Below are 18,077 nucleotides of genomic sequence, written 5' to 3' on the forward strand. Positions count from 1 at the left end.
AAGGCACTTTTCTTATGTGAATGATCAAGTCTGGCGAAATTCACCGTGAAAGCCCGAGGCTAGGGCGGGGGATTGCGACGAGTGAGTCGTCTTTGGGATCGGGTCGCGGTTGTGCGTGCAGGTGTGGCGCTGTTACTTGTGCTCGCAGTGGGTGTGGCGTGGGCTTCCCGCGATGAGGAAGAGGTGCCGCAGCGGCCGGCTGAACTCCCGGTCGTACCGCACCTTGATCCGGTTAAGGATGTCTGGCCTGATGTCGTCAGCGTGGTGCCCGCTGAGCGTAAGGATGGCATGTGGCTGTGGCCCATTGGCGCCCTCGGTGGCGACGAATTGCTCTTGATGACTCGTGAGCACCGTCCGGAATTCATCAGTTTCAACACAAGAACCAAGAAGCAACGTGTCTTCGCGCAAGCTCCTGAGCGGGCGGCGTGTGGTGGCTGTTTCGAAGTCCAGGCGACGACTCTTGGAGCGTCCCACGTGGCATTGCTCGTCAAAGGATATGCATCGGGTGCATCTTACGGCGGGCAACGTCATTACGAACTGTGGGCCATGCCGCGAACAGGGGGGCCGATGCACATGGTGTCGCGGCTGCCGCTAGGCGTTCAGGCCGAGGAGGCGTATGTCTACGGCTTTCAGATCGCCGGTGAGCACGCTGTCTGGTGGGGATACGACGGCGATGTTTGGCGGGTTCCGCTGAGCGGTGGAGAGCCCGAGCAACTGCTTCCAGGGAGGCGTCTTCGGGTGAGTTCCTGGCCGTGGGCCTATGACCAGTACGAGCGGTCCGTGGTCAACGTTGAGACAGGTCAGGAAATCGAAGTAGCCGCGGCCGACGACCTCGATCACCGCTTAGCCTGCGGTCCCGCATGGTGCGTAGGCGAGGATCGGCAGGAGTTGTGGAAGGTCACTCAGGCGACGGTGCTACGGGTGGATGGCTCCGAGCGCACCACGGTGCCGGGAGACGCACTCCTGATGAGACCGCCGATTCGTGATCGGCTTGCCCTTCTCGGTGTCCCCACCGTTGACGGAGACGACTCCATTCCTCGCACATGGGGCGCCGGGGGACTCGGACATGTCGCTCAGATTTACGACCGCTGCACGCACCAGTCCGCATTGCTCGGGTCCTATGCCCTGACCAAGGCCGAGATGCCGTGGGGGGAGATCAAGATCGGCGCATGGACGCAGAATGGACCACTCGTCTTCTGGCGAACCCGCGACCGACTGGTGGTCGTCGACCTTGCTCGCATCGGTGGCTCAAGCTGCTCGACCTGAGTCGCGGCAAAGCTATGGGACCGAGTGGGCTCACTCGAGTGCGCATCTCGGGGTTTTGACGGGGCAAGCTGAGCCGCGATCCCGCTTCTTTCGGCCAAGTGAACCGGTGGGAGGAGAGGCCGGAACTTGCGAGTCCCGTCGACCGTCCACACCGAGCGCCGGCGTCGTGCTGGGGCTTGGCAGCGTGGGCAGCGGTAGGGCCGGCCACATCACCGTGGTCGGCCCGTTCCACGTCAGGCCGGGATCTGCTTCTCGTGCCAGGTGTAGTAGAGGTAGGTGCTGCCGGGCCCGGTCAACGTGCCGTACACCTGCCAGAAGGTGTTGGCACCGGGCGAAAAGCGGAAGATCTTGTCCCCGGGCCGGCTGTCCACGAACACACGCTGTGACCCGGTGGGCCCGATCCGTACCTGGATCGTGAATGTCGAGGTGTCCGGGATGTCGAGGCAGATCTCGTAGTTGTTCGCCGACGGGCCGCCGATGTTGTAGATGCGACCGTCTATCGCGCCACTCTCGACGTTGGTGGGGACGTAGCTATTCCTGACCCAGGTGTAGCCGCCTGCGGTGCAGTCGATTGCGGAGGTGGCCGCGGACGCGGGACTGATGCCGGTGAGCGTGGCGCCGAGTACGCCGGTGGTGACGAGAATGGAGATGATGCGCTTCATGCCTCTCCTCATCCGTACGGTGACTCCCCAACTAAGTAGTTGAAGGCTGAACCGATTCTGACTTGGTCGCCATATCTGGACAAGCCCGGGCAAGAATCCGTGCATATTCGAGTCAGACGGGTCCGCTGGCCCCGGAGCGGTGGGGCGGACGCTGACGGTCGGCCCCACCGGTGGCGCTACTCCTGGAACCTCCCGAGCTGCCACTGCGCGAACGAGCTGATCTCCTCGTCGCGCACCCTGGCAGCGTGGGCCAGCAGCGCCGGGTCGTCCTCGGCCATGCGCACCGCGATCGCCGCGGCGAACAGCCGGGCCACCGGGTCGTCACCCTCCATCCCAGCGACGACCTCGCCCGGGTCGGGGTCCTCGGTGTCCGAGGCGACCAGCCCGGCCGTGAGCCGCCCGACCTCCGGGTCATCCAGCCGCGACAGCCCGGCCATGAGCTGCTCGGTCGAGGCCATCGCCAGGAAGTGCAGGACCTTCCACCGGATGGCGGTATCGGCAGCCCGGCTCAGGGTGAGGACCTGGGCGATGATGCCGGCGTGTCGTTCGTCCGCGGCGAGCAGCACGAACTCGACGGCGAAGAACCGCACCTGGAGCCGCTGGTGGGCCAGCAGAGCGGGGACCTCTTCCAGCAGCGGCGCGGCCTGCTCACCCAGCTCCGACAGCAGCCAGGCCCCGGTCTGTACGGCGTCGTCGTCGCCGCTGTGCAGCAGGGCGCGGAGGCTTTCGACGGGGTAGCCGCCGAACAGCTCGTTGAGCAGGTCGTTGGCCGCCTGCCCGCGGACCTGGTCGTCGACGGGGCGGGCGAGGATGCGCGCCATCAGGTCGTCGCCTGTCTGTGTCTGCATCTCGCGTCAGTTCCCCTCTTTGGCCTTGCGCTCGAGCTCGGCCAAGAGCTTCTGCTCCGCTTCCAGCCGCGCCTGGTGTCCGGAGTCCTTGCCGAGACGGGCCTCGTTCATCTTCCGAGTGAGGACGCTGTCCTTGACTTCCGCCGCCGCCTGCCTGGCCTGCTCCGGTGTCATCTTGCTCACGTCGCTGCTGCTGGGCAACCTGCCGTGCATTCGCTGCGCGGCGGAGTCATAGCTCGCCGCGGCGTTCGGATTGTAGCCGCCGCCGCCGCTTCCGCGCTTGCGCCGGGCCTGGAGCATGCCGTCGCGGGCGTGCGGCCGCTTCTCCATCTCCTTCATGATGCGGCGCATGCTGTCGGTCACCCGGCCGCGCAGGACCGGGGCCAGCCCCCTGGCCGTGCCCTCCGCGCCTTCGAGTGCCGCCTTGCCCACGGCGTGGCGGGTCATCTGCATGCGTGCGAGGGCGAGCATTCCGCCCGCCGCGCCGCCGAAAAGCAGCGCCTGGGTGGTGGCGGTCAGCCCGAACGCGGCCTGCGTGCCCACGGCCAGCTTCACCGCACTGACCACGTTCGCGGTGCCGTCAAGGACGACCGGTGCGAGCTTCGCCGCGGCGGTGGCCTGGGAGATGTGGCCGCCGTCGTCGCCGACCCGGTCCCAGCGGGTCGCCAGTTGCGTGGCCGAATCACCCTGGTAATGCTGCTCCGTGCGGCGGACTGTCTCGTCGGCCGCCGCGCCCTGGGCCGACGATCCGGCGAGGACGACGCGCCAGTCGTTCGCCTCGAGGTGCCATTCGTCCTCGTTGTCGTTCGGCCAGGGGTAGCCGATGAGGTTGAGGAAGCCCGCCACCTGCGGGTCGAGCGTTATCGCCATGTGGGGCTCTCGAAGCTCTCGACGTTGGTGCTCTCCGCCGCCCGGATGTTCCTCGACACCATGTGCAGGCCCTCGCCGGTCTCGGCGATCTCCCCGCCGATCCCCGTCAGCGCGTCGAGCGAGACCTGCAGGCACTCGTTGTAGGTCCCTATGATGGTGGCAAAGAGCCCCTCGCCGCCGAAGGTGCGGGCGCCGCTCCCCCGTTCCCGTAGCCGCATGACCGAGGCGTCATAGTCCGCCCCGTAGCCGCTGACGTGTGCGCCGCCGCGTCCCACAGTTCCCAAGGAGATCTCAAATCCCGTCATGCTCAAGCAGCATATCCAGACATATTGCGACGCGGTGTTTACACTGAAACGCTCACCCGCCCTTGACTGACGGAAGTCGACATGCATTCACCTGCGCCGGAGGACGACGCCGAGTACCTGCACCAGTACGTCGCCCAGAGCCGCCGCGCCATCCGCGCGCTGCACGACGCCCGGGCGTCCATCGGTCAGGTGGAGGGCTGCGCCAAGAGCGACGACGGGCTGATCGAGGCGGTCGCCAACGGCCACGGCGCCCACACCCACCTGCGCATCGACCCGCGGGCGCTGCGGCTCGGCGAGGCCGCGCTCGGCGGGAAGGTCGCCGAGGTGCTGCGGGCCGCGCAGGACGACGCCGGGCGGCAGGCGCGAGAGATCGCCGACGGGGTGCGCGACGTCACCGCGGCCCTGCCGGCGCCGCTCGACGAGACCTTCGTACGCGCCCGGGTCGAGCAGGCAATCAACGACCTTTACTAGGAGGCGAAGCGTGTTTCGGCCGGACATGGACCCTGCCAATATCAGCGAACGGGAGCTGGACGAGGCAGCCCGCCGGGGCGAGCGCATGCTGGCCTGGCTGGAGTCCGCGCAGGAGGAGATGCAGGCTGTCACCGGCACCGGCGAGGGGCCGTCGGGCCACGTGCGGGTGACCGTCGACGCGGACGGGCGCGTCCTCAACGTCCGCTACGACCGGCGCGCCCTCCGGCTGGGCAGCCAGGACCTGGCCGAGGAGACGCTCGCGGCGGTGCGGGCGGCGGGCGCCGATGCCCAGCGGCGCACCCACGACCTTATGCGCGAGGCCATCCCCGGCTACGACCCGGTCCAGACGCAGGCCGAGCTGGAACGGCTGCTCGGCACCGAGTGGGGGTGAACAGCCGGTTCACAGCGCGGTGCGCAGGAGAGGGCGGCCAAGGTCGTGATGGGGTGGGGAGCACGCGGGCGTTGGGTGGTCGCCTACTCCGCCGGCTCTGTCCCAGCGTCGGCTTCAGCGTTTGTGAACGCTTGGAGATGCAGGCGTGCTGCCACGTTGCTTGCGAACCAGCTGTCTGAGGCAAGCTCGGCCCGAGCCGTTTCACTCCAGTCCTCTCGATTGAGTACCGCGAGGTAGTGCTGCAGGACACGGTCTCGATGTTCGAGGGTGCAGCCGACGCGTTCCGGTTGCTTCTGCGCCAGGTGGTCGGCGATGACTGCCGCATCGACGTACCTGCTCAGGGTTGGTGTCTGGCGACTCAGGTGATGGGCATGCGCCTGGAGGACGGTGGACGCGGGCGGATAGTGCTCCAGGGTCAGGCCCATGCCGGAGCAATCCGCCATGATGGCCAGTAAGCGGCCGGTGTGGTCGACCAAGTCGTCGTCGGCTTCAGCACTGGTGATCGCTTCATGCAGGTGGGCTGCGGTAGCGACCTTGCCGGCGAAGTAGCGTTGAGGACGTCGCCGTCGCAGGCGTGACGCAGTAGCCACCAACGCGATCCGTATCCTCCGGCCAGGCAGAGTGCTTCTATGACGTAGACCCGCCCCCAGCCGGTCACTCGCTCGGCAAGCCACTGCAGTGCCTCTGAGCCGCCGAGGCGGCGTCGGAGAGCATGAGCAGCCAATGGGCCGAAGTGGTTCGACAGCAGACCGATGGTCCGGATCAGCGGGATGTCCTCCTCCGCCCAGTCGGCGGCGAGTAGCGCCAGCCCGACGGTGGCCGAGCATCGGTCGGTGCTCTGCTGCACCAGCCACTGCCCGGTCTGCTGAACCCGATGCCGGTCCGCTCGGAGCGCCGCGGCAGCGATGTGCTCGTTGTGATGGATGGGGACGTAGACATCATGGAACGCATCGGCGAGCGCGCTTGGCGGGGCCTCAGGCTTGGCGAAGTGTGCGTCCAGGATGCGGGCGATGTCCGCGCCTCGGAGTCGCTGATCTTCAGGTGGGTGTGGCCGAGCCCGCTGACGGTGGAGTCCATCGTCGGGGTACGGCTCTCCATCACGTGGCAGCGGGGAGTCTGGATCTTGCTGATGCAGGTGCATCGCGTAGTCGAACAAGCCGATCTGGGGTCCGAGCGGTCCAGGCTCGGTCGCCGCGCTCACCGGCGGAGGGAAGACTCGATTCTTTCGATCATGTTCGCCATGATGCCAGCACGGTTTGGCGGGCGGCAAGGGACGCCCCTTCCGAACGTGTTCCTGCAGAGCCCGGCCTGATCAAGGTGTGGTTTCAGTTCGTGCCGCGGGAAGGTGGCACTTCGAGGAGTCCTGCATCACTGACGCCTGGCGAAGCGCTTGACGATCGGTTCGTCCACGGGGGCGGAAACCAGCATCCTTGCTCAGGCACCGCCGAGGCCCTCCCGCAGACGGTGAACCCAGTCTGCGGGAAAGACCTGCTCAAGTCGCTCTTCGCTGATCTCCAACATGCCCTCCTTCGCCAGAGGCAGGAGGGCGCCGTATACAAGGCCCGCTACCAGAAGTCTCTGGGAGTGGGCCTTAGTGTTTGTCAGGACAATTTACGGATCTTGCTTACAGCGGTCGGCCATGCCCATCGGTCCTGTTCACAGCCATGTTGTCGCCAGCCAGACAGTGAGGGACGCAGTGAGGAGGAGGGTGATGTTGAGGGCGATCTGGCGGTCTCCGCGTTTCAGGTGCAGGGTGGTCGCGCCGATCTGGAGGACCACGAAGCCGATGGCCGCGGCCAGGGCCAGCCAGGAGGCGATACGAGTCAGCGGCGGGAGGAGCAGCCCGATCGCGCCGAGTGCCTCGATCACGCCGATGGCCCTGACGGCCGGCATCGGCATGTCGTCCACCCAGGCCATCATCGGCCGGAGCCGTTCACGGCTCCGGACCACCTTCACCCCGCCCGCGTAAAGGTAGAAGAGAGCGAGCAGGCCGGCGACGATCCAGTACGCGACGTTCACGGTGTCCATCCACGGGTGGCGGGCTCGGTGGCGTAGCGGCGCATCGCCTGGATGTTGGCCTGCGGGGTCATCGCCCGGCCACCGGCGATCATGTCCTCCAGGTCGCGGAAATACTGCACATAGAGATCGGGTGTGAACGTGCTGAGCATGACGGCGGGTTCGTCGGTCACGTTGGCGAAGGTGTGCGGGGCGCCGGGTGGGACCATGACGAGCGTGCCCGCCGTCGCGTCGTAGTCCTGGTCGCCGACCGTGAACCGTACCGCTCCGGAGATGATGTAAAAGCCCTCGTCGTGCTGGGCGTGACGGTGCTGCGGCGGTCCGGGCGTGTGCGGCGCGAGGATGGATTCGGCGATTCCGAGGCGGTGCCCGGTGTTGCTGCCGTCTTCGAGGACGCGCAGTCGCGTGGTGCCCAGGACGATCGTCTCGCCGTCGCCCGGGCCGACCACCGATACAGCGGGGTCGGCGGTCGGTTCACTGGCCTGCGGTTGGTCGGTCATGTCTCGATCTCACCGTCAGCGCACTGCGCCCGTCCAAGATCTGTTCTGTGCCGCCGATACCGTACGGGTATCGTCGCATCATGGAGCTACGTACGCTGCGCTATTTCGTGGCGGTCGCCGACGAACTCCACTTCGGCCGGGCCGCCGCCAGGCTGCACATGAGTCAACCGCCGCTGAGCCGAGCGATCAAGCAGTTGGAGAATGAGGTCGGTGCCGCGCTTTTCGACCGCTCGCCCTCCGGCGTCTCGCTCACTCCGGTGGGGGCCGTGCTGCTGGACGAGGCGCGGACCCTGCTCGACCAGGCCGACCGGTTGCGTATACGCGTGGCCGCGGCGGCCGGCACCGCGGCCATCACGGTGGGTTTCCTGGGCGACAGCGCCGACCCGGGTGCGGCCCGGCTGGCCGACGCCTACCGCCGTCGGCACCCGCAGGTCGAGGTCCGCATTCGCGAGACCGACCTGACCGATCCCACCTGCGGCCTGCACGCTGGACTGGTCGACGTGGCCCTGACCCGCGGGCCGTTCGACGAGACCGGTCTGACCGTACGAGAGTTGCGTGCCGACCCGGTGGGCGCGCTGGTGCGCGCGGACGATCCACTGGCCGGGCGGGACAGCGTGAAGCTGGCCGATCTGGCCGACCGCCGCTGGTTCCTGTTCCCGGAGGGCACCGACCCCGTCTGGCAGTCGTACTGGAACGGCGGGGCACCTCGGGAGGGCCCAGTGGTGCGTGCCGTCCAGGAGTGCAGGCAAGCCGTTCTCTGGAACGGCACGATCGGCATGACTCTCCTGAACCACCAGCAGGCGGCCGGGCTCGCCGTGGTGCCGCTGATCGACATGCCCCCGAGCCGTGTGGTGGTGGCATGGAACGAGGGCGACACGAATCCGCTGGTTCGCTCGTTCGTCGGGATCGCGATCGCCGCCTATCGCGACGGCCGCACCCACTGACCCGTCCTGACCGACGATCCTTGATCTTGACGATTGTCCTGACCGATGCTCATCTGAAGGTGTTCTCCTTCCCGGATGTGAGGAGTCACCCACAATGAAGGTTCGCCGATTACATTCCGCTGTACTCGCCGTGGCGCTGGGCGTCGGCGTCCTGGCAAGTGCGGCACCCGCTGTCGCCGCCACCCAGACCAGCACGGCCGTGGTCGCCGCAAACTGGCCGGCACCGGACTGGTACCTGCAGGGCCCCTATCAGACCATGGCCGACTGCGACCTCGCCTTCGATGACGCTGCGCTGAACGGTCAATACACCGGGCTCGCCTACTGTCACTGGTTCCGCGGAGGTGGCCCTTACCCTCCGGGCTTCTACTACGAGGTCTACATCCCCTGATCAAGAGACGTGCTGGGCAACGATCAGATCGCACCGTTGCGGCTGGGGCGATCTGCGACAGGGGATGGACGTGCCGTCTGCCTTGCCCACGGATCAGCAGGTGAGGAGGTTCGAGTCCGTCTGACTCGGACAGCCGCGAAGGCCCTGACCGGAGCAACCTGGTGGCGGGCCTTCGTGCTTTCCTGATCGTTCGGCTGTCGCCACGTCGGGGGAGTTGACTTCTGTCATGCGGGACCTGTGACACAGCGCACTCACCTTCGCCGAGCGGAAGGCTCATGCTGAGCGCTATGACCATTCGTCGATTCAGCACGTTAGCCTCGCGGCTGGGAGCCGCGACCCTGGCCGCCGCGATGCTCGTGGCGGGGCCCGTGGCCGCTGCTGAGGACGGCGGCCTCGACCGGCAGCGGCTGCGGCAGACGCTGGACGCCGTGCACGAGGCCGGCATGTACGGCATCTCGTCGAACGTCGTGGACGGCCGCCGGAGCTGGAAGGGCGCCGCAGGCGTCGCCGACGTCGATACCCGCCGCCCGATGCGGCCCGAGATGGTGCACCGGGCCGGGAGCGTCACCAAGTCGTTCGTCGCCGTGGCGGTATTACAGCAGGTCGGCAAAGGCACGATCGAGCTCGACGCCCCCATCGGCCGCTACCTGCCGGATCTGTTCCCGGGTGAGCGCGGGCAGCAGATCACCGTACGCATGCTGCTCAACCACACCAGCCACATCGCCGACCACGCCGGCGTGATCTTCCCGACGGTCGAGAGCCTGGACGCCAACCGCTTCCGCGCCTTCCCGCCGGAGGAGCTGGTACGGGCGGGGCTCGGCGCCCCCGCGACCGGGCGGCCGGGGGTGGCACCCGGGGCGTACTCGAACACGAACTTCGTCATCGCCGGCCTGCTGCTGGAGAAGGTGACGGGCACGAGCGCCGAGCGGTACATCACCGACCACGTCTTCCGGAAGGCCGGGCTGCGGCACACGTCGTTCCCGCGTACGCCGTACCTCCCTGGGCCGAACTCCAAGGCGTACGAGGCGCTGTTCGGCTATTTCGACCCGCCCAAGGACTACAGCGTCTACAACATGTCCTGGGCCTGGACGTCGGGTGCGGTCGCCTCGACGATGGAGGACCTCAACCGCTTCTTCCGGCTGCTGCTGCGCGGCGAGCTGCTCGACGCGACTCTGCTCGCCGAGATGCAGAAGACCGTGCCCATCCGGTCGTTCTCGGGCGCCGTGTTCGACTACGGTCTCGGGATCTACCCCCTCGACCTGCCGTGCGGCAGGTTCTGGGGGCACGACGGGAGCGTCCCCGGCACGCAGACCTTCGCGTTCTCCGACACCGACGGCGGCCACCAGTTCGCCTTCGGCACGAACCTGAGGAACTACCAGCAGCTCGACGAGAACGGTAGTCCTGTCACGCACGCCATCGACTTCGCGATCGGGAACCACCTGCTGGAGGCGGCGTGCGGGCCTGACGCGGGGGCGGCGACCAGGGCGGCACGGCCGCTCCCGGAGATCGGCGTGGACGGGGGCACGGCCACACCGTGAGCGCCGGCGCGGCGCGGGCGGGTCACCGATCGGAACCTTTCCCAGCCGCGCCGGCTTCATCCGGAAGGGACAGTTGCCACGGGATCTCTCGTGGGGATCACTGGCGACAAGGCTTGATCTTGCTAACACCTCTGCGAACAGCGTGCCATCTCTGTCAGGGCTTGATCGCGACCCCGCCGTAGGCCCAGGCATGGCCGCCGCCCGGAATGTGTTCCCGGCGCTCGCTCACGTCCGGCCGCCACTTCACCACCTCGACGACGCCCGGATCGACCACATGCCAGCCCTGGAAGAACCGCAGCACCTCGGCGTGCGTGCGGGGGGCCATAGGCGCGCTGCTCTTGTCGTACGGCTTGGTGAAGTCCTCCTCGCGCACCCGGGGCGCGAAGTCGAGGGTGATGTGCGACAGCAGCAGGTGGCTGCCCGCAGGCACGGCGCTCTTGATGTGCTCCACCGTTGCGTACGGATCCTCCTGGTCGGTGACGAAGTGCAGGACGCCCGCCAGGATGACAGCCACCGGACGCGTGAAGTCGATCACGGTCCGGACCTCGGGATGAGACAAGATCATCTTGGGCTGCCGGAGGTCGGCCTCGATCACCGTGGTCATTCCGGTTGGGCTGCCGTTCAGCAGGGCCCGGCCGTGGACCAGGACGATCGGGTCGTTGTCCACGTAGACCACCCGCGTCGCGGGGTTGACCTCCTGCGCGATCTCGTGGGTGTTGCCCTGGGTGGGGATGCCGGTGCCGATGTCGAGGAACTGCGAGACACCCACTTCGGCGAGGTAGCGCACCGCTCGGCGGAGGAAGGCACGGTGGGCACGGACGCCCTCACGTGTGCCGGGAGACAACTCGATCAGTTTCGCGGCCATCTCGCGGTCGGCCGCGAAGTTGTCCTTGCCACCCAGCAGATAGTCGTACACCCGGGCAGGATGTGCCACCGTGGTGTTGATCCGCGCGGCGGCCGCGATCCGAGCCTCTGTCATGTCCGACACCGGCGCTCCTGCTTGCCTCTCGGCTCCATGGATAGGTCTGCGTGACCGCGTTCCGTATCGCTTCTCATGAGCGATCCTTCCCTACTCCGGTATGAACCGGGTTACGGAACGCTTCATCGAGATCAGCATGTGACGGGTCGATGACCGCGGTGTAAGTCGTTTTCCGGTTTTGACCGGCATCGGGTTAGGTTGGCCGGGTGGGGACTTGTGAGGATCTACCGGCGGAGTTGGTGACCGAGCGGCTGCGGTTGCGGCGGTGGGTGCCGTCGGATGCCGAGGAGTACCGCGGGTTGTGGCTTGAGCGGGATCCACGAGTGCCGTCGGTACGGCGGATCGACGCAGAGGGGCGCCCGACGGTCGAGGACATCCGCGGCTGGCTCCTCAACAATCCGCTGGCGGCGGATCCGGGGCTCGGGTTGCTGCCGATCGAGCTGCGAGACACCGGTGAGTTCATCGGGTACTGCGGATTGACCGTCGGCCAGGGATCTCTCGACGAGCCTGAGATCGCGTACGAGCTGGCACGACGAGCTCACGGCCAGGGTTACGCGACAGAAGCCGCCCGTGCGGTCACCGAAGCCGCGACTCGAACAGGACGTCGACGACTCTGGGCGACCGTGCGGGAGTGGAACGCACCCTCGTTCCGTGTCCTCGAGAAGCTCGATTTCCACCGAAGCGACCGCATCACCGAGGACGCCGAACACGGCGACACGATCTGGATGACGCGCGAACTCGACCCGAGGTAGAGACGTGAGCACCGGCCGCCGCTCACTCTCCCGCATCCGTACTGATCACGAGGATGGTCAGGTGTCGTACATGCCGTCCCATGGTTCGTAGAAGCCGATGTGGTTCGGGTAGAACTCGGCGTGTTCTTCGCCTTCGAAGGTTTCGATGACGAGGCCGAACAGCACCCCGTCGAACGTGTGCTGGAAGGGCTGGATGGCGATGTCGTCGAAGCGAAAGTCGTCAGTGCGGGTGTAGCCCTCGCGGAAGGCGGCGATGACGGAGCCGGGGCGCCGGAGCAAGGGGGTCATGGGATGACTCAGTACTTGATCTCGTTCAATGATGGGGCGATGGACCACATTCCCGACGAGGACTGGGACGACGTGGGCAAGGCCGCGCACGCGGTGGTCCAGGAGGCCGTGAACGCCGGTGTGTGGGTGTTCGGCGCCGGGCTGGAAAGGCAGCGGGCGAGCATCGTGGCCACGGACGGGATGGTCACCGACGGCCCTTACCCGGAGACCAAGGAGGTCATCGGCGGGTTCACGGTCGTCGACGTGGCCTCACGCGAAGAGGCACTGGCGTGGGCTGCCAAGACCGCCGTCGCTTGCCGCTGTGCGCAGGAGGTCCGGGAACTCATGCCCGACCCCGAGACAGACGCGATGCTCCGCCAGGCCGACAGGCGATGACGACGTCTGATCGAGGAAGACACTCACGGCGGTGATCACCGCCGTGAGTGGCGGTTAGCCTGGAGGTCGCCAATGAGGAGCGGCACCGAACATGAGCGACACGCCTTCCGCCGGCGGCCGAGACGCCCCCTGGACGGTCAGTGCGTTCCTCGTCATCGCCACCGCGTTGACGCTCGTCTGGGCGACCGGTTCATGGCTCAGCAAGATGTTCGACTGGACGTACCAGGGCTTCTCGTCGGCGTCTCTCCTCCAGCTCGCGGGCTACTTCGGCGGCGGTGCGCTGAGTTACGTCGCGATCCTCGCCTGGCCTGGGCTGCTCGTTCACGTCGGACGGGTGCTGTCCCGGCGGCGGTACGCGGCCGGGAGCGGCGGCCTGCTGGGCGCCGGGCTCACCACCCTCGCGCTGACGTTATGGCTGGGTGACGACGACACTCCGGTCACGACCTGGCCGCACTGGCTCCTGCTGGGGGTGGCGCTGCACGGGACGCTCGGCGGGCTCGCCGGGCTCGGCCACTGCGCCTATCTCGCCCGGAAATCGAGAAAGGCAGGAAAGCCGGAGAATTCCCTCTGACCGGTCCCGTCCTTCTGTCCTTCACCCAGGTCAAAACCTTGATGTAGGTGGCTGGTGTCCCTGGCGGCGGGTCATGCGTCCTCGTGCGGGAGGTGTCGTTCACTCCAGCGCGACAACGGCTGAAGCGCGGAGATCAGCTCCTCGGCGTCGGGCGTGAGGGCGTACGTGATCTGGACCGGGGTGCTGGGGATCACTGTGCGTTCGATGAGCCGGCGGGCCTGTAGTTGCTTGAGTCGCAGCGTGAGCTGCGGATCTGAGATGCCCGGCACCATGGCCCGGTATTCCTTGAACCGGCGGGCGCCGCGGGCCCCGGCGAGCAGGATCGGGCCGGTCCAGCGGACCCCGATGATGTCGATCGCGCGCAGGATGCGGTGGCAGCTCTCCTCGTCGACCGGGGTGTCCGGCACCTTAGTCACTTGCTAAAAATAAAGGCATCCGCATCGCGGGATGGAGACCGTGACCCTGATCCTGGACGGGGCGCTGGAGCACGGCGACAGCATGGGAAACGCCGGGGTGCTCGGGCCGGGGGACGTGCAGTGGATGACCGCGGGGCGGGGCATCATCCACCGTGAGGTCGCCGCCCGCTCGGAGCAGGCCCATGTGATCCAGATGTGGGTCAACCTGCCGGCGGATCGGAAGCTCGTACCCACCCGTTATCAGGACCTGAGGGCCGGCATGCACGCCGTGCACACCGAGCCCGGTGTGCTGGTCCAGCTGATCTCGGGGGAGACCGGGGAGGCGCGCGGGCTGGCGCTCAATCATTGGCCGATCCTGGGCATGGTGCTCACGCTCGACCCGAGGACCGAGTACCGGCAGGTGCTCGACGGGGACCAGCGCGCGTTCGCGTACGTGCTCTCGGGACAGCCGGCGATCGCCGGCCGGACCGTGCGCGCCGGGCAGATCGCCTGGTCCGATCCGGTGTCCCGGCCGGGCGATCCGACCACGCTGACCCTGGCCACCGGCGACGGTGACGAACGGACCAAGGTGCTGCTGTTCGCCGGGCGGCCCATCGGTGAGTCCGTGTACGCCAGCGGCCCCTTCGTGATGAACACCCGCGACGAGATCGAACAGGCCTACCGCGACTTCCACTCCGGCAAGTTCGGCAGCATCCCCCGGCACACCCGCCTGCCCGCCGGTGCGTGATCTACGAGCGCTTCTCCAGCGGTACGGTCATCGGCGCACCCGATAGCGCAGGTGAAGCACCCGGTTGCCCTGAAGCACCACGTCAGGATCCGCCAACAGGTGCTGCGCGTGGACCGACCCGAAGTAGCGCTTGCCGGACCCGAACACGACGGGTACGACGTCCATGCGCACCTCGTCGATCAGGCCCGCGGCCAGCACCTGGCCACCGACGTCGCCGGCGGCGACCTCGACCATGCGGTCACCCGCAAGCTCCTGCGCCTTGGCCAGAGCGGCCTCGACGCCGTCGACGAAGTGAAACGGCGCCTCGGGGTCCCAGCCCTCGGGCTCCGGCCGGTGCGACACGACGACCACGTGGTCGATCCCGCCCGGAGGCTTCCCGTCCCAGCCGTCCGTCAGGTCGAAGACGTGGCGGCCGACGATCGTGACTCCGATCTGGTCCCAGTACGGCCGGGTGTAGTCGTAGGACGTCTGCGACACCTTCAGCTCGCCGCTCTCGTCCAACGGGACGTCACCGCTGGACAACCAGTCGAACAGCGGTCCGGGCTGGTCATTCTCGTCCGCGACGAAGCCGTCCACCGACACCGAGCTGTACATGACCACCTTGCCCACGGGGCTCTCCTCTGCTTGGGGGTGCCCAAATTAGCGTGTCGTGAGCTGTCGCTCTTGTAAGAAATCAATCGGCCGGCAGCAGCCGGCCCGCCGACCGGGTCTTCGCCGCGAGGAGGTGGCGGTCCTCGCGCACATCTCCACGGAGTGTTACGTCGCCGGCAACCATCGGCCGAACTCCTTCGGAGTAGCTGTATCTGAGCGGGTGTACCCACGCCCGAGCATCGTGACCTGGGGAAACGGGCCAGGCGCCCTGACTCCTGTTCGGCGGCGAGACTAAAGTACGGATCAGAGTGCGAAGAACTGGGCGATCGGGACCGGTGGTCGGCAAGGAGGCCCCATGGATTACGACGTCTTCAACCTGGGTGATGTCCGGCTGCAGAACGGCGCCACGTTGCCTGACGCCAAGCTGGCGTACAAGACCTACGGCGCGCTCAACGCCGACAAGAGCAACGCGATCGTCTATCCGACGTGGTACTCGGGCCAGCATGACGACAACGAGTGGCTGATCGGTGAGGGCATGGCGCTCGATCCTGCCACGTACTTCATCATCATTCCGAACATGCTCGGCAACGGGCTCTCGTCGTCTCCCAGCAACACCCCTCCGCCGCACGACCGGGCACGGTTCCCGCACGTGACGATGTACGACAACGTCCAGGTGCAGCACCGGCTCGTCACCGAGCAGTTCGGCATCGAGCGCCTGGAGCTCGTCACGGGCTGGTCCATGGGAGGCGGGCAGACCTACCAGTGGGCGGTCAGCCATCCGGACATGGTCCGGCGGATACTTCCCTTCTGCGGCGCGGCGACGACGAGTCTTCACAACATCGTCTTCCTTGAGGGCGTCAAGGCCGCTCTCACCGCCGACGCGGCATGGAACAACGGCTGGTACCACGAGCAGCCAGGCATCGGGCTGCGGGCGATGGCCCGCGTCTACGCGGGCTGGGGCTTCTCCCAGCAGTTCTACCGGGAGAGAGTCCACGAGCGCGAGCCGCTCGGCTACGGCTCCCTCGAAGACTTCCTCGTCGGCTTCTGGGAGGGGTTGTTCATCGAGCGCGACGCGAACAACCTGCTCGCCATGCTGTGGACCTGGCAGAACGCCGACATAGGCCGGACTCCGGGATTCGACGGGGTGGAGGAGGCCCTTGCCGCGATCCGCATGCCGGCGATCGTCATGCCCGCGGAGCAGGACCTCTACTTCCCGCCCGAGGACAACGAGTGGGAGGTCTCCCACATGCCCAACGCGGAGCTGCGGGTCATCCCTGGCGCATGGGGACACTTCGCCGGAGGCGGCCTCAATCCGGTCGACACGAAGTTCATCGACGACGCCCTCAAGGAGCTGCTGGCGAAGGACGCGTAACCGGCCCCGGCCATCGTGGCGTGGCGGATGCCGTGGCTTCTCACACGGTGGCCAGGCAGAGCAGTTGAACGAACCGCCTCAGCGGCGCGGGCGCAGGCCGTTGAGAGCGGTCTCGACGATGCTGTCGGCATAGTCGGGGGTGAGCGGTCCGCTGCGCTGCAGCCACCGGTTGAGCAGTGGTCCCCACAGCAGGTCGACGGCCACGTCGAGATCGAGATCCGCGGCCAACTGCCCGGCCCGCTGGGCGCTGCGCAGTCGTTGTTTCTTCAGCTCTTTCATCGGGGCGTCCAGCCGTTCCGCGTAGAGAGCGGCGAGCGCCGGATCGTGCGTGATCTCCGTGTTCAGGGCGCGCATCGGCTCGTCGTAGCGCGGATCGTTGAGTTCTTCGATCGTGGCTCGGAGCACCGTCTTCAGGTCTGCCTCCAGATCACCGGTGTCGGGCAGGGCGGCTTCTCCGCTGTCCGGTTGCTCGCTGAGCATGAGGAAGGCATCGAAGAGCACCGCCCCCTTCGAGGGCCACCAGCGGTAGATCGTCTGCTTGCCGACGCCGGCCCGGGCTGCGATGCCCTCGATGCTCAGCTTGGCGTATCCCACCTCCTGTACCAGCTCGAAGGCCGCGGCGAGGATGGCCCGCCGGGAGGCCTCGTTCCGGCGGGTCGTGTCGGCGGGAGGCTTGCGCTGCGTCGTCATGCCGCCAACCTAACAAACGAACGAGACGAGACGGCCCGTCTTGACGCGGCAAAGGTGGCCCTGTACTGTCACGGTTATTCGAGACGAGACGGATCGTCTCGTAGGACCGATCGGAGCTCGGCATATGCGTACCCCTGATACCGCCCCTTCCCGTACCTGGTTCATCACAGGAGCCAGCCGCGGCCTGGGCCGCGCGTTCGCTCTCGCCGCGCTGGAGCGCGGCGATCACGTGGCCGCCGCCGCCCGGACCATCACGCGACAGGACTTCGACGACCGGTACGGAGATCGGCTCCTCGTCCTTCCCCTGGACGTGACCGACCGCGACGCGGTGTTCGCCGCCGTGAACACCGCCGCCGAGCACTTCGGCCGGCTCGACATCGTGGTGAACAACGCCGGCACCATGTCCTCGGGCATGGTCGAGGAGTTCACCGAGGCCGAGGCGCGTGCCCAGCTGGAGGTCAACTTCTTCGGGGCGATGTGGGTCTGCCAGGCCGTCCTGCCGCACCTGCGTGCCCAGGCGGCCGGTCACATCGTGCAGGTCTCCAGCATCGCCGCCCTGGGCGGCTTCCCGAGCACCGGGATGTACAGCGCGAGCAAGTTCGCGCTGGAGGGCATGAGCGAGGCCCTGGCGATGGAGGCCGCGTCGTTCGGGGTCAAGCTCAGCATCCTCCAGCCCGGCGGTTATTGGACCGACCTGTACACCAGCATGACGACGACGTCGCCGTCGGCGGAGTACGACCCGTTGCGCGCCGAGCTGGAGAAGCAGTGGGCCGAGGGCTCGATCGACAGTGAGCCGCGCCTGGCCGCCGAGGCGCTGCTGAAGCTGGTCGACAGCGAAGACCCGCCGCTACGGCTGCTGCTCGGCAGCATGGTGTACGACCTGGCCTTCGACATCTCCCAGCGGCGCATGGGGACCTGGGCCGCCTGGGAGCAGGTCAGCCGTGCCGCCGAACACGCCGTGCCTGCCCCGGAGACCGCCGGTTGACCGGCGTCAACGCCGGCCTTTCCGGCACCAGAACCGCCGGCTCCGGCGGCGACCGTCCACTCGGCCGCGCCGATATCTACCTGGAGGACGTCTCTATGCGCATCGGTCATTCCTCATCCGACACCCAGCCCG

General features: G+C 67.3%; 25 protein-coding genes and 1 pseudogene. 14 read left to right on the forward strand and 12 right to left on the reverse strand.

Translation table 11 applies throughout. The annotated features are described in order from the left end of the window. Positions 1 to 111 precede the first annotated feature (111 nt). Positions 112 to 1,266 (forward strand): hypothetical protein, encoded by a 1,155-nt coding sequence (locus tag IEY87_RS32845; RefSeq protein WP_189142732.1) that lies wholly within the window; start codon positions 112 to 114, stop codon positions 1,264 to 1,266. Between the two features lie 233 nt (positions 1,267 to 1,499). On the opposite strand, the gene IEY87_RS32850 is transcribed toward IEY87_RS32845, so the two are convergent. The 4 genes from IEY87_RS32850 to IEY87_RS32865 all read right to left on the reverse strand — a co-directional run bounded on the left by IEY87_RS32850 (position 1,500) and on the right by IEY87_RS32865 (position 3,951). Then, positions 1,500 to 1,928 (reverse strand): hypothetical protein, encoded by a 429-nt coding sequence (locus IEY87_RS32850; protein ID WP_189142733.1) that lies wholly within the window; start codon positions 1,926 to 1,928, stop codon positions 1,500 to 1,502. A 176-nt stretch (positions 1,929 to 2,104) separates the two neighbouring features. Then, entirely contained in the window at positions 2,105 to 2,776 is a 672-nt protein-coding gene (locus IEY87_RS32855) for a hypothetical protein (RefSeq protein WP_189142734.1), read from the reverse strand. A 6-nt stretch (positions 2,777 to 2,782) separates the two neighbouring features. Next, a complete protein-coding gene (locus IEY87_RS32860) occupies positions 2,783 to 3,646 on the reverse strand; it encodes a WXG100-like domain-containing protein (RefSeq protein ID WP_189142735.1) in 864 nt (287 codons plus the stop codon). Beyond that, complete coding sequence (locus IEY87_RS32865) at positions 3,637 to 3,951, reverse strand: hypothetical protein (RefSeq protein WP_189142736.1); 315 nt, start codon at positions 3,949 to 3,951, stop codon at positions 3,637 to 3,639. The genes IEY87_RS32860 and IEY87_RS32865 overlap by 10 nt, the downstream gene beginning before the upstream one ends. 81 nt (positions 3,952 to 4,032) lie before the next feature. Between IEY87_RS32865 and IEY87_RS32870 the strand changes: the two genes are divergently transcribed. Together IEY87_RS32870 and IEY87_RS32875 are read left to right on the forward strand one after the other, a co-directional pair. After that, the gene (locus IEY87_RS32870) at positions 4,033 to 4,422 is read left to right on the forward strand and encodes a YbaB/EbfC family nucleoid-associated protein (protein ID WP_189142737.1); all 390 of its coding nucleotides are present in this window, start codon (positions 4,033 to 4,035) and stop codon (positions 4,420 to 4,422) included. A gap of 10 nt (positions 4,423 to 4,432) precedes the next feature. Next, on the forward strand, positions 4,433 to 4,813 hold the full coding sequence (locus tag IEY87_RS32875; protein WP_189142738.1) for a YbaB/EbfC family nucleoid-associated protein: 381 nt from the start codon (positions 4,433 to 4,435) through the stop codon (positions 4,811 to 4,813). 83 nt (positions 4,814 to 4,896) lie between these two features. Here IEY87_RS32875 and IEY87_RS46120 read toward each other — a convergent pair whose 3' ends face one another. Continuing rightward, positions 4,897 to 5,403 (reverse strand): hypothetical protein, encoded by a 507-nt coding sequence (locus IEY87_RS46120; RefSeq protein ID WP_225277438.1) that lies wholly within the window; start codon positions 5,401 to 5,403, stop codon positions 4,897 to 4,899. A 284-nt stretch (positions 5,404 to 5,687) separates the two neighbouring features. Between IEY87_RS46120 and IEY87_RS46125 the strand changes: the two genes are divergently transcribed. Next, complete coding sequence (locus IEY87_RS46125; RefSeq protein ID WP_225277437.1) at positions 5,688 to 6,125, forward strand: hypothetical protein; 438 nt, start codon at positions 5,688 to 5,690, stop codon at positions 6,123 to 6,125. Positions 6,126 to 6,469: 344 nt separating this feature from the next. Here IEY87_RS46125 and IEY87_RS32885 read toward each other — a convergent pair whose 3' ends face one another. Both IEY87_RS32885 and IEY87_RS32890 read right to left on the reverse strand, forming a co-directional pair. Continuing rightward, complete coding sequence (locus IEY87_RS32885) at positions 6,470 to 6,832, reverse strand: DoxX family protein (protein WP_189142739.1); 363 nt, start codon at positions 6,830 to 6,832, stop codon at positions 6,470 to 6,472. Continuing rightward, on the reverse strand, positions 6,829 to 7,329 hold the full coding sequence (locus IEY87_RS32890; protein WP_189142740.1) for a cupin domain-containing protein: 501 nt from the start codon (positions 7,327 to 7,329) through the stop codon (positions 6,829 to 6,831). Before IEY87_RS32890 ends, IEY87_RS32885 begins: the two co-directional genes overlap by 4 nt. 80 nt (positions 7,330 to 7,409) lie before the next feature. Here IEY87_RS32890 and IEY87_RS32895 point away from each other — a divergent pair, with 80 nt between their 5' ends. The 3 genes from IEY87_RS32895 (at position 7,410) to IEY87_RS32905 (ending at position 10,199) form a co-directional block, all read left to right on the forward strand. Next, the gene (locus IEY87_RS32895; RefSeq protein ID WP_189142741.1) at positions 7,410 to 8,273 is read left to right on the forward strand and encodes a LysR family transcriptional regulator; all 864 of its coding nucleotides are present in this window, start codon (positions 7,410 to 7,412) and stop codon (positions 8,271 to 8,273) included. A gap of 94 nt (positions 8,274 to 8,367) precedes the next feature. Continuing rightward, positions 8,368 to 8,661: a hypothetical protein gene (locus IEY87_RS32900; protein ID WP_189142742.1), complete on the forward strand. Its 294-nt coding sequence runs from the start codon at positions 8,368 to 8,370 to the stop codon at positions 8,659 to 8,661. Positions 8,662 to 8,948: 287 nt separating this feature from the next. Beyond that, entirely contained in the window at positions 8,949 to 10,199 is a 1,251-nt protein-coding gene (locus tag IEY87_RS32905; RefSeq protein WP_225277436.1) for a serine hydrolase domain-containing protein, read from the forward strand. A 154-nt stretch (positions 10,200 to 10,353) separates the two neighbouring features. Here IEY87_RS32905 and IEY87_RS32910 read toward each other — a convergent pair whose 3' ends face one another. Next, on the reverse strand, positions 10,354 to 11,178 hold the full coding sequence (locus IEY87_RS32910; RefSeq protein ID WP_189142940.1) for an SAM-dependent methyltransferase: 825 nt from the start codon (positions 11,176 to 11,178) through the stop codon (positions 10,354 to 10,356). A 239-nt stretch (positions 11,179 to 11,417) separates the two neighbouring features. Between IEY87_RS32910 and IEY87_RS32915 the strand changes: the two genes are divergently transcribed. Then, entirely contained in the window at positions 11,418 to 11,930 is a 513-nt protein-coding gene (locus IEY87_RS32915) for a GNAT family N-acetyltransferase (RefSeq protein ID WP_225277435.1), read from the forward strand. Between the two features lie 57 nt (positions 11,931 to 11,987). On the opposite strand, the gene IEY87_RS32920 is transcribed toward IEY87_RS32915, so the two are convergent. Next, the gene (locus IEY87_RS32920) at positions 11,988 to 12,218 is read right to left on the reverse strand and encodes a hypothetical protein (RefSeq protein WP_189142744.1); all 231 of its coding nucleotides are present in this window, start codon (positions 12,216 to 12,218) and stop codon (positions 11,988 to 11,990) included. A gap of 3 nt (positions 12,219 to 12,221) precedes the next feature. Here IEY87_RS32920 and IEY87_RS32925 point away from each other — a divergent pair, with 3 nt between their 5' ends. After that, positions 12,222 to 12,593, forward strand: coding sequence for a YciI family protein (locus IEY87_RS32925; RefSeq protein WP_189142745.1), 372 nt, complete (start codon positions 12,222 to 12,224; stop codon positions 12,591 to 12,593). Positions 12,594 to 12,684: 91 nt separating this feature from the next. Beyond that, positions 12,685 to 13,164: a hypothetical protein gene (locus IEY87_RS32930; RefSeq protein WP_189142746.1), complete on the forward strand. Its 480-nt coding sequence runs from the start codon at positions 12,685 to 12,687 to the stop codon at positions 13,162 to 13,164. Positions 13,165 to 13,235: 71 nt separating this feature from the next. Here the strand turns inward: IEY87_RS32930 and IEY87_RS32935 are convergent, their stop codons facing one another. After that, positions 13,236 to 13,580 carry a winged helix-turn-helix transcriptional regulator gene (locus IEY87_RS32935; RefSeq protein WP_189142747.1) on the reverse strand — a complete coding sequence of 115 codons (345 nt, stop codon included), beginning with the start codon at positions 13,578 to 13,580 and terminating at the stop codon, positions 13,236 to 13,238. Between the two features lie 28 nt (positions 13,581 to 13,608). On the opposite strand from IEY87_RS32935, the pseudogene IEY87_RS46820 reads away from it, so the two are divergent. Both IEY87_RS46820 and IEY87_RS46825 read left to right on the forward strand, forming a co-directional pair. Continuing rightward, positions 13,609 to 13,770: pseudogene (locus IEY87_RS46820) on the forward strand (pirin family protein); the annotation flags it as partial. Between the two features lie 3 nt (positions 13,771 to 13,773). After that, positions 13,774 to 14,307, forward strand: a complete 534-nt coding sequence (locus tag IEY87_RS46825) for a pirin-like C-terminal cupin domain-containing protein (protein ID WP_308112968.1) — start codon at positions 13,774 to 13,776, stop codon at positions 14,305 to 14,307. Between the two features lie 27 nt (positions 14,308 to 14,334). On the opposite strand, the gene IEY87_RS32945 is transcribed toward IEY87_RS46825, so the two are convergent. Continuing rightward, positions 14,335 to 14,916, reverse strand: coding sequence for a dihydrofolate reductase family protein (locus IEY87_RS32945; protein ID WP_189142749.1), 582 nt, complete (start codon positions 14,914 to 14,916; stop codon positions 14,335 to 14,337). A 337-nt stretch (positions 14,917 to 15,253) separates the two neighbouring features. On the opposite strand from IEY87_RS32945, the gene IEY87_RS32950 reads away from it, so the two are divergent. Then, positions 15,254 to 16,270 carry an alpha/beta fold hydrolase gene (locus IEY87_RS32950; RefSeq protein ID WP_189142750.1) on the forward strand — a complete coding sequence of 339 codons (1,017 nt, stop codon included), beginning with the start codon at positions 15,254 to 15,256 and terminating at the stop codon, positions 16,268 to 16,270. 78 nt (positions 16,271 to 16,348) lie between these two features. Here IEY87_RS32950 and IEY87_RS32955 read toward each other — a convergent pair whose 3' ends face one another. Then, complete coding sequence (locus IEY87_RS32955; protein WP_189142751.1) at positions 16,349 to 16,960, reverse strand: TetR/AcrR family transcriptional regulator; 612 nt, start codon at positions 16,958 to 16,960, stop codon at positions 16,349 to 16,351. Between the two features lie 124 nt (positions 16,961 to 17,084). Between IEY87_RS32955 and IEY87_RS32960 the strand changes: the two genes are divergently transcribed. After that, complete coding sequence (locus IEY87_RS32960) at positions 17,085 to 17,945, forward strand: SDR family oxidoreductase (RefSeq protein WP_189142752.1); 861 nt, start codon at positions 17,085 to 17,087, stop codon at positions 17,943 to 17,945. The last annotated feature ends 132 nt before the right edge of the window (positions 17,946 to 18,077 follow it).

The organism is Nonomuraea glycinis, assembly GCF_014646515.1.
Taxonomy (GTDB): Bacteria; Actinomycetota; Actinomycetes; order Streptosporangiales; family Streptosporangiaceae; genus Nonomuraea; species Nonomuraea glycinis.

Coding starts and splice junctions, on each gene's coding strand:
- IEY87_RS32905 (WP_225277436.1), top strand. CDS start 8,949: ATGACCATTCGTCGATTCAGCACGTTAGCCTCGCGGCTGGGAGCCGCG.
- IEY87_RS32960 (WP_189142752.1), top strand. CDS start 17,085: ATGCGTACCCCTGATACCGCCCCTTCCCGTACCTGGTTCATCACAGGA.
- IEY87_RS46125 (WP_225277437.1), top strand. CDS start 5,688: ATGCCGGTCCGCTCGGAGCGCCGCGGCAGCGATGTGCTCGTTGTGATG.
- IEY87_RS46825 (WP_308112968.1), top strand. CDS start 13,774: ATGTGGGTCAACCTGCCGGCGGATCGGAAGCTCGTACCCACCCGTTAT.
- IEY87_RS32870 (WP_189142737.1), top strand. CDS start 4,033: ATGCATTCACCTGCGCCGGAGGACGACGCCGAGTACCTGCACCAGTAC.
- IEY87_RS32855 (WP_189142734.1), bottom strand. CDS start 2,776: ATGCAGACACAGACAGGCGACGACCTGATGGCGCGCATCCTCGCCCGC.
- IEY87_RS32950 (WP_189142750.1), top strand. CDS start 15,254: ATGGATTACGACGTCTTCAACCTGGGTGATGTCCGGCTGCAGAACGGC.
- IEY87_RS32925 (WP_189142745.1), top strand. CDS start 12,222: ATGACTCAGTACTTGATCTCGTTCAATGATGGGGCGATGGACCACATT.
- IEY87_RS32955 (WP_189142751.1), bottom strand. CDS start 16,960: ATGACGACGCAGCGCAAGCCTCCCGCCGACACGACCCGCCGGAACGAG.
- IEY87_RS32910 (WP_189142940.1), bottom strand. CDS start 11,178: ATGACAGAGGCTCGGATCGCGGCCGCCGCGCGGATCAACACCACGGTG.
- IEY87_RS32920 (WP_189142744.1), bottom strand. CDS start 12,218: ATGACCCCCTTGCTCCGGCGCCCCGGCTCCGTCATCGCCGCCTTCCGC.
- IEY87_RS32900 (WP_189142742.1), top strand. CDS start 8,368: ATGAAGGTTCGCCGATTACATTCCGCTGTACTCGCCGTGGCGCTGGGC.
- IEY87_RS32930 (WP_189142746.1), top strand. CDS start 12,685: ATGAGCGACACGCCTTCCGCCGGCGGCCGAGACGCCCCCTGGACGGTC.
- IEY87_RS32860 (WP_189142735.1), bottom strand. CDS start 3,646: ATGGCGATAACGCTCGACCCGCAGGTGGCGGGCTTCCTCAACCTCATC.
- IEY87_RS32865 (WP_189142736.1), bottom strand. CDS start 3,951: ATGACGGGATTTGAGATCTCCTTGGGAACTGTGGGACGCGGCGGCGCA.
- IEY87_RS32895 (WP_189142741.1), top strand. CDS start 7,410: ATGGAGCTACGTACGCTGCGCTATTTCGTGGCGGTCGCCGACGAACTC.
- IEY87_RS32890 (WP_189142740.1), bottom strand. CDS start 7,329: ATGACCGACCAACCGCAGGCCAGTGAACCGACCGCCGACCCCGCTGTA.
- IEY87_RS32850 (WP_189142733.1), bottom strand. CDS start 1,928: ATGAAGCGCATCATCTCCATTCTCGTCACCACCGGCGTACTCGGCGCC.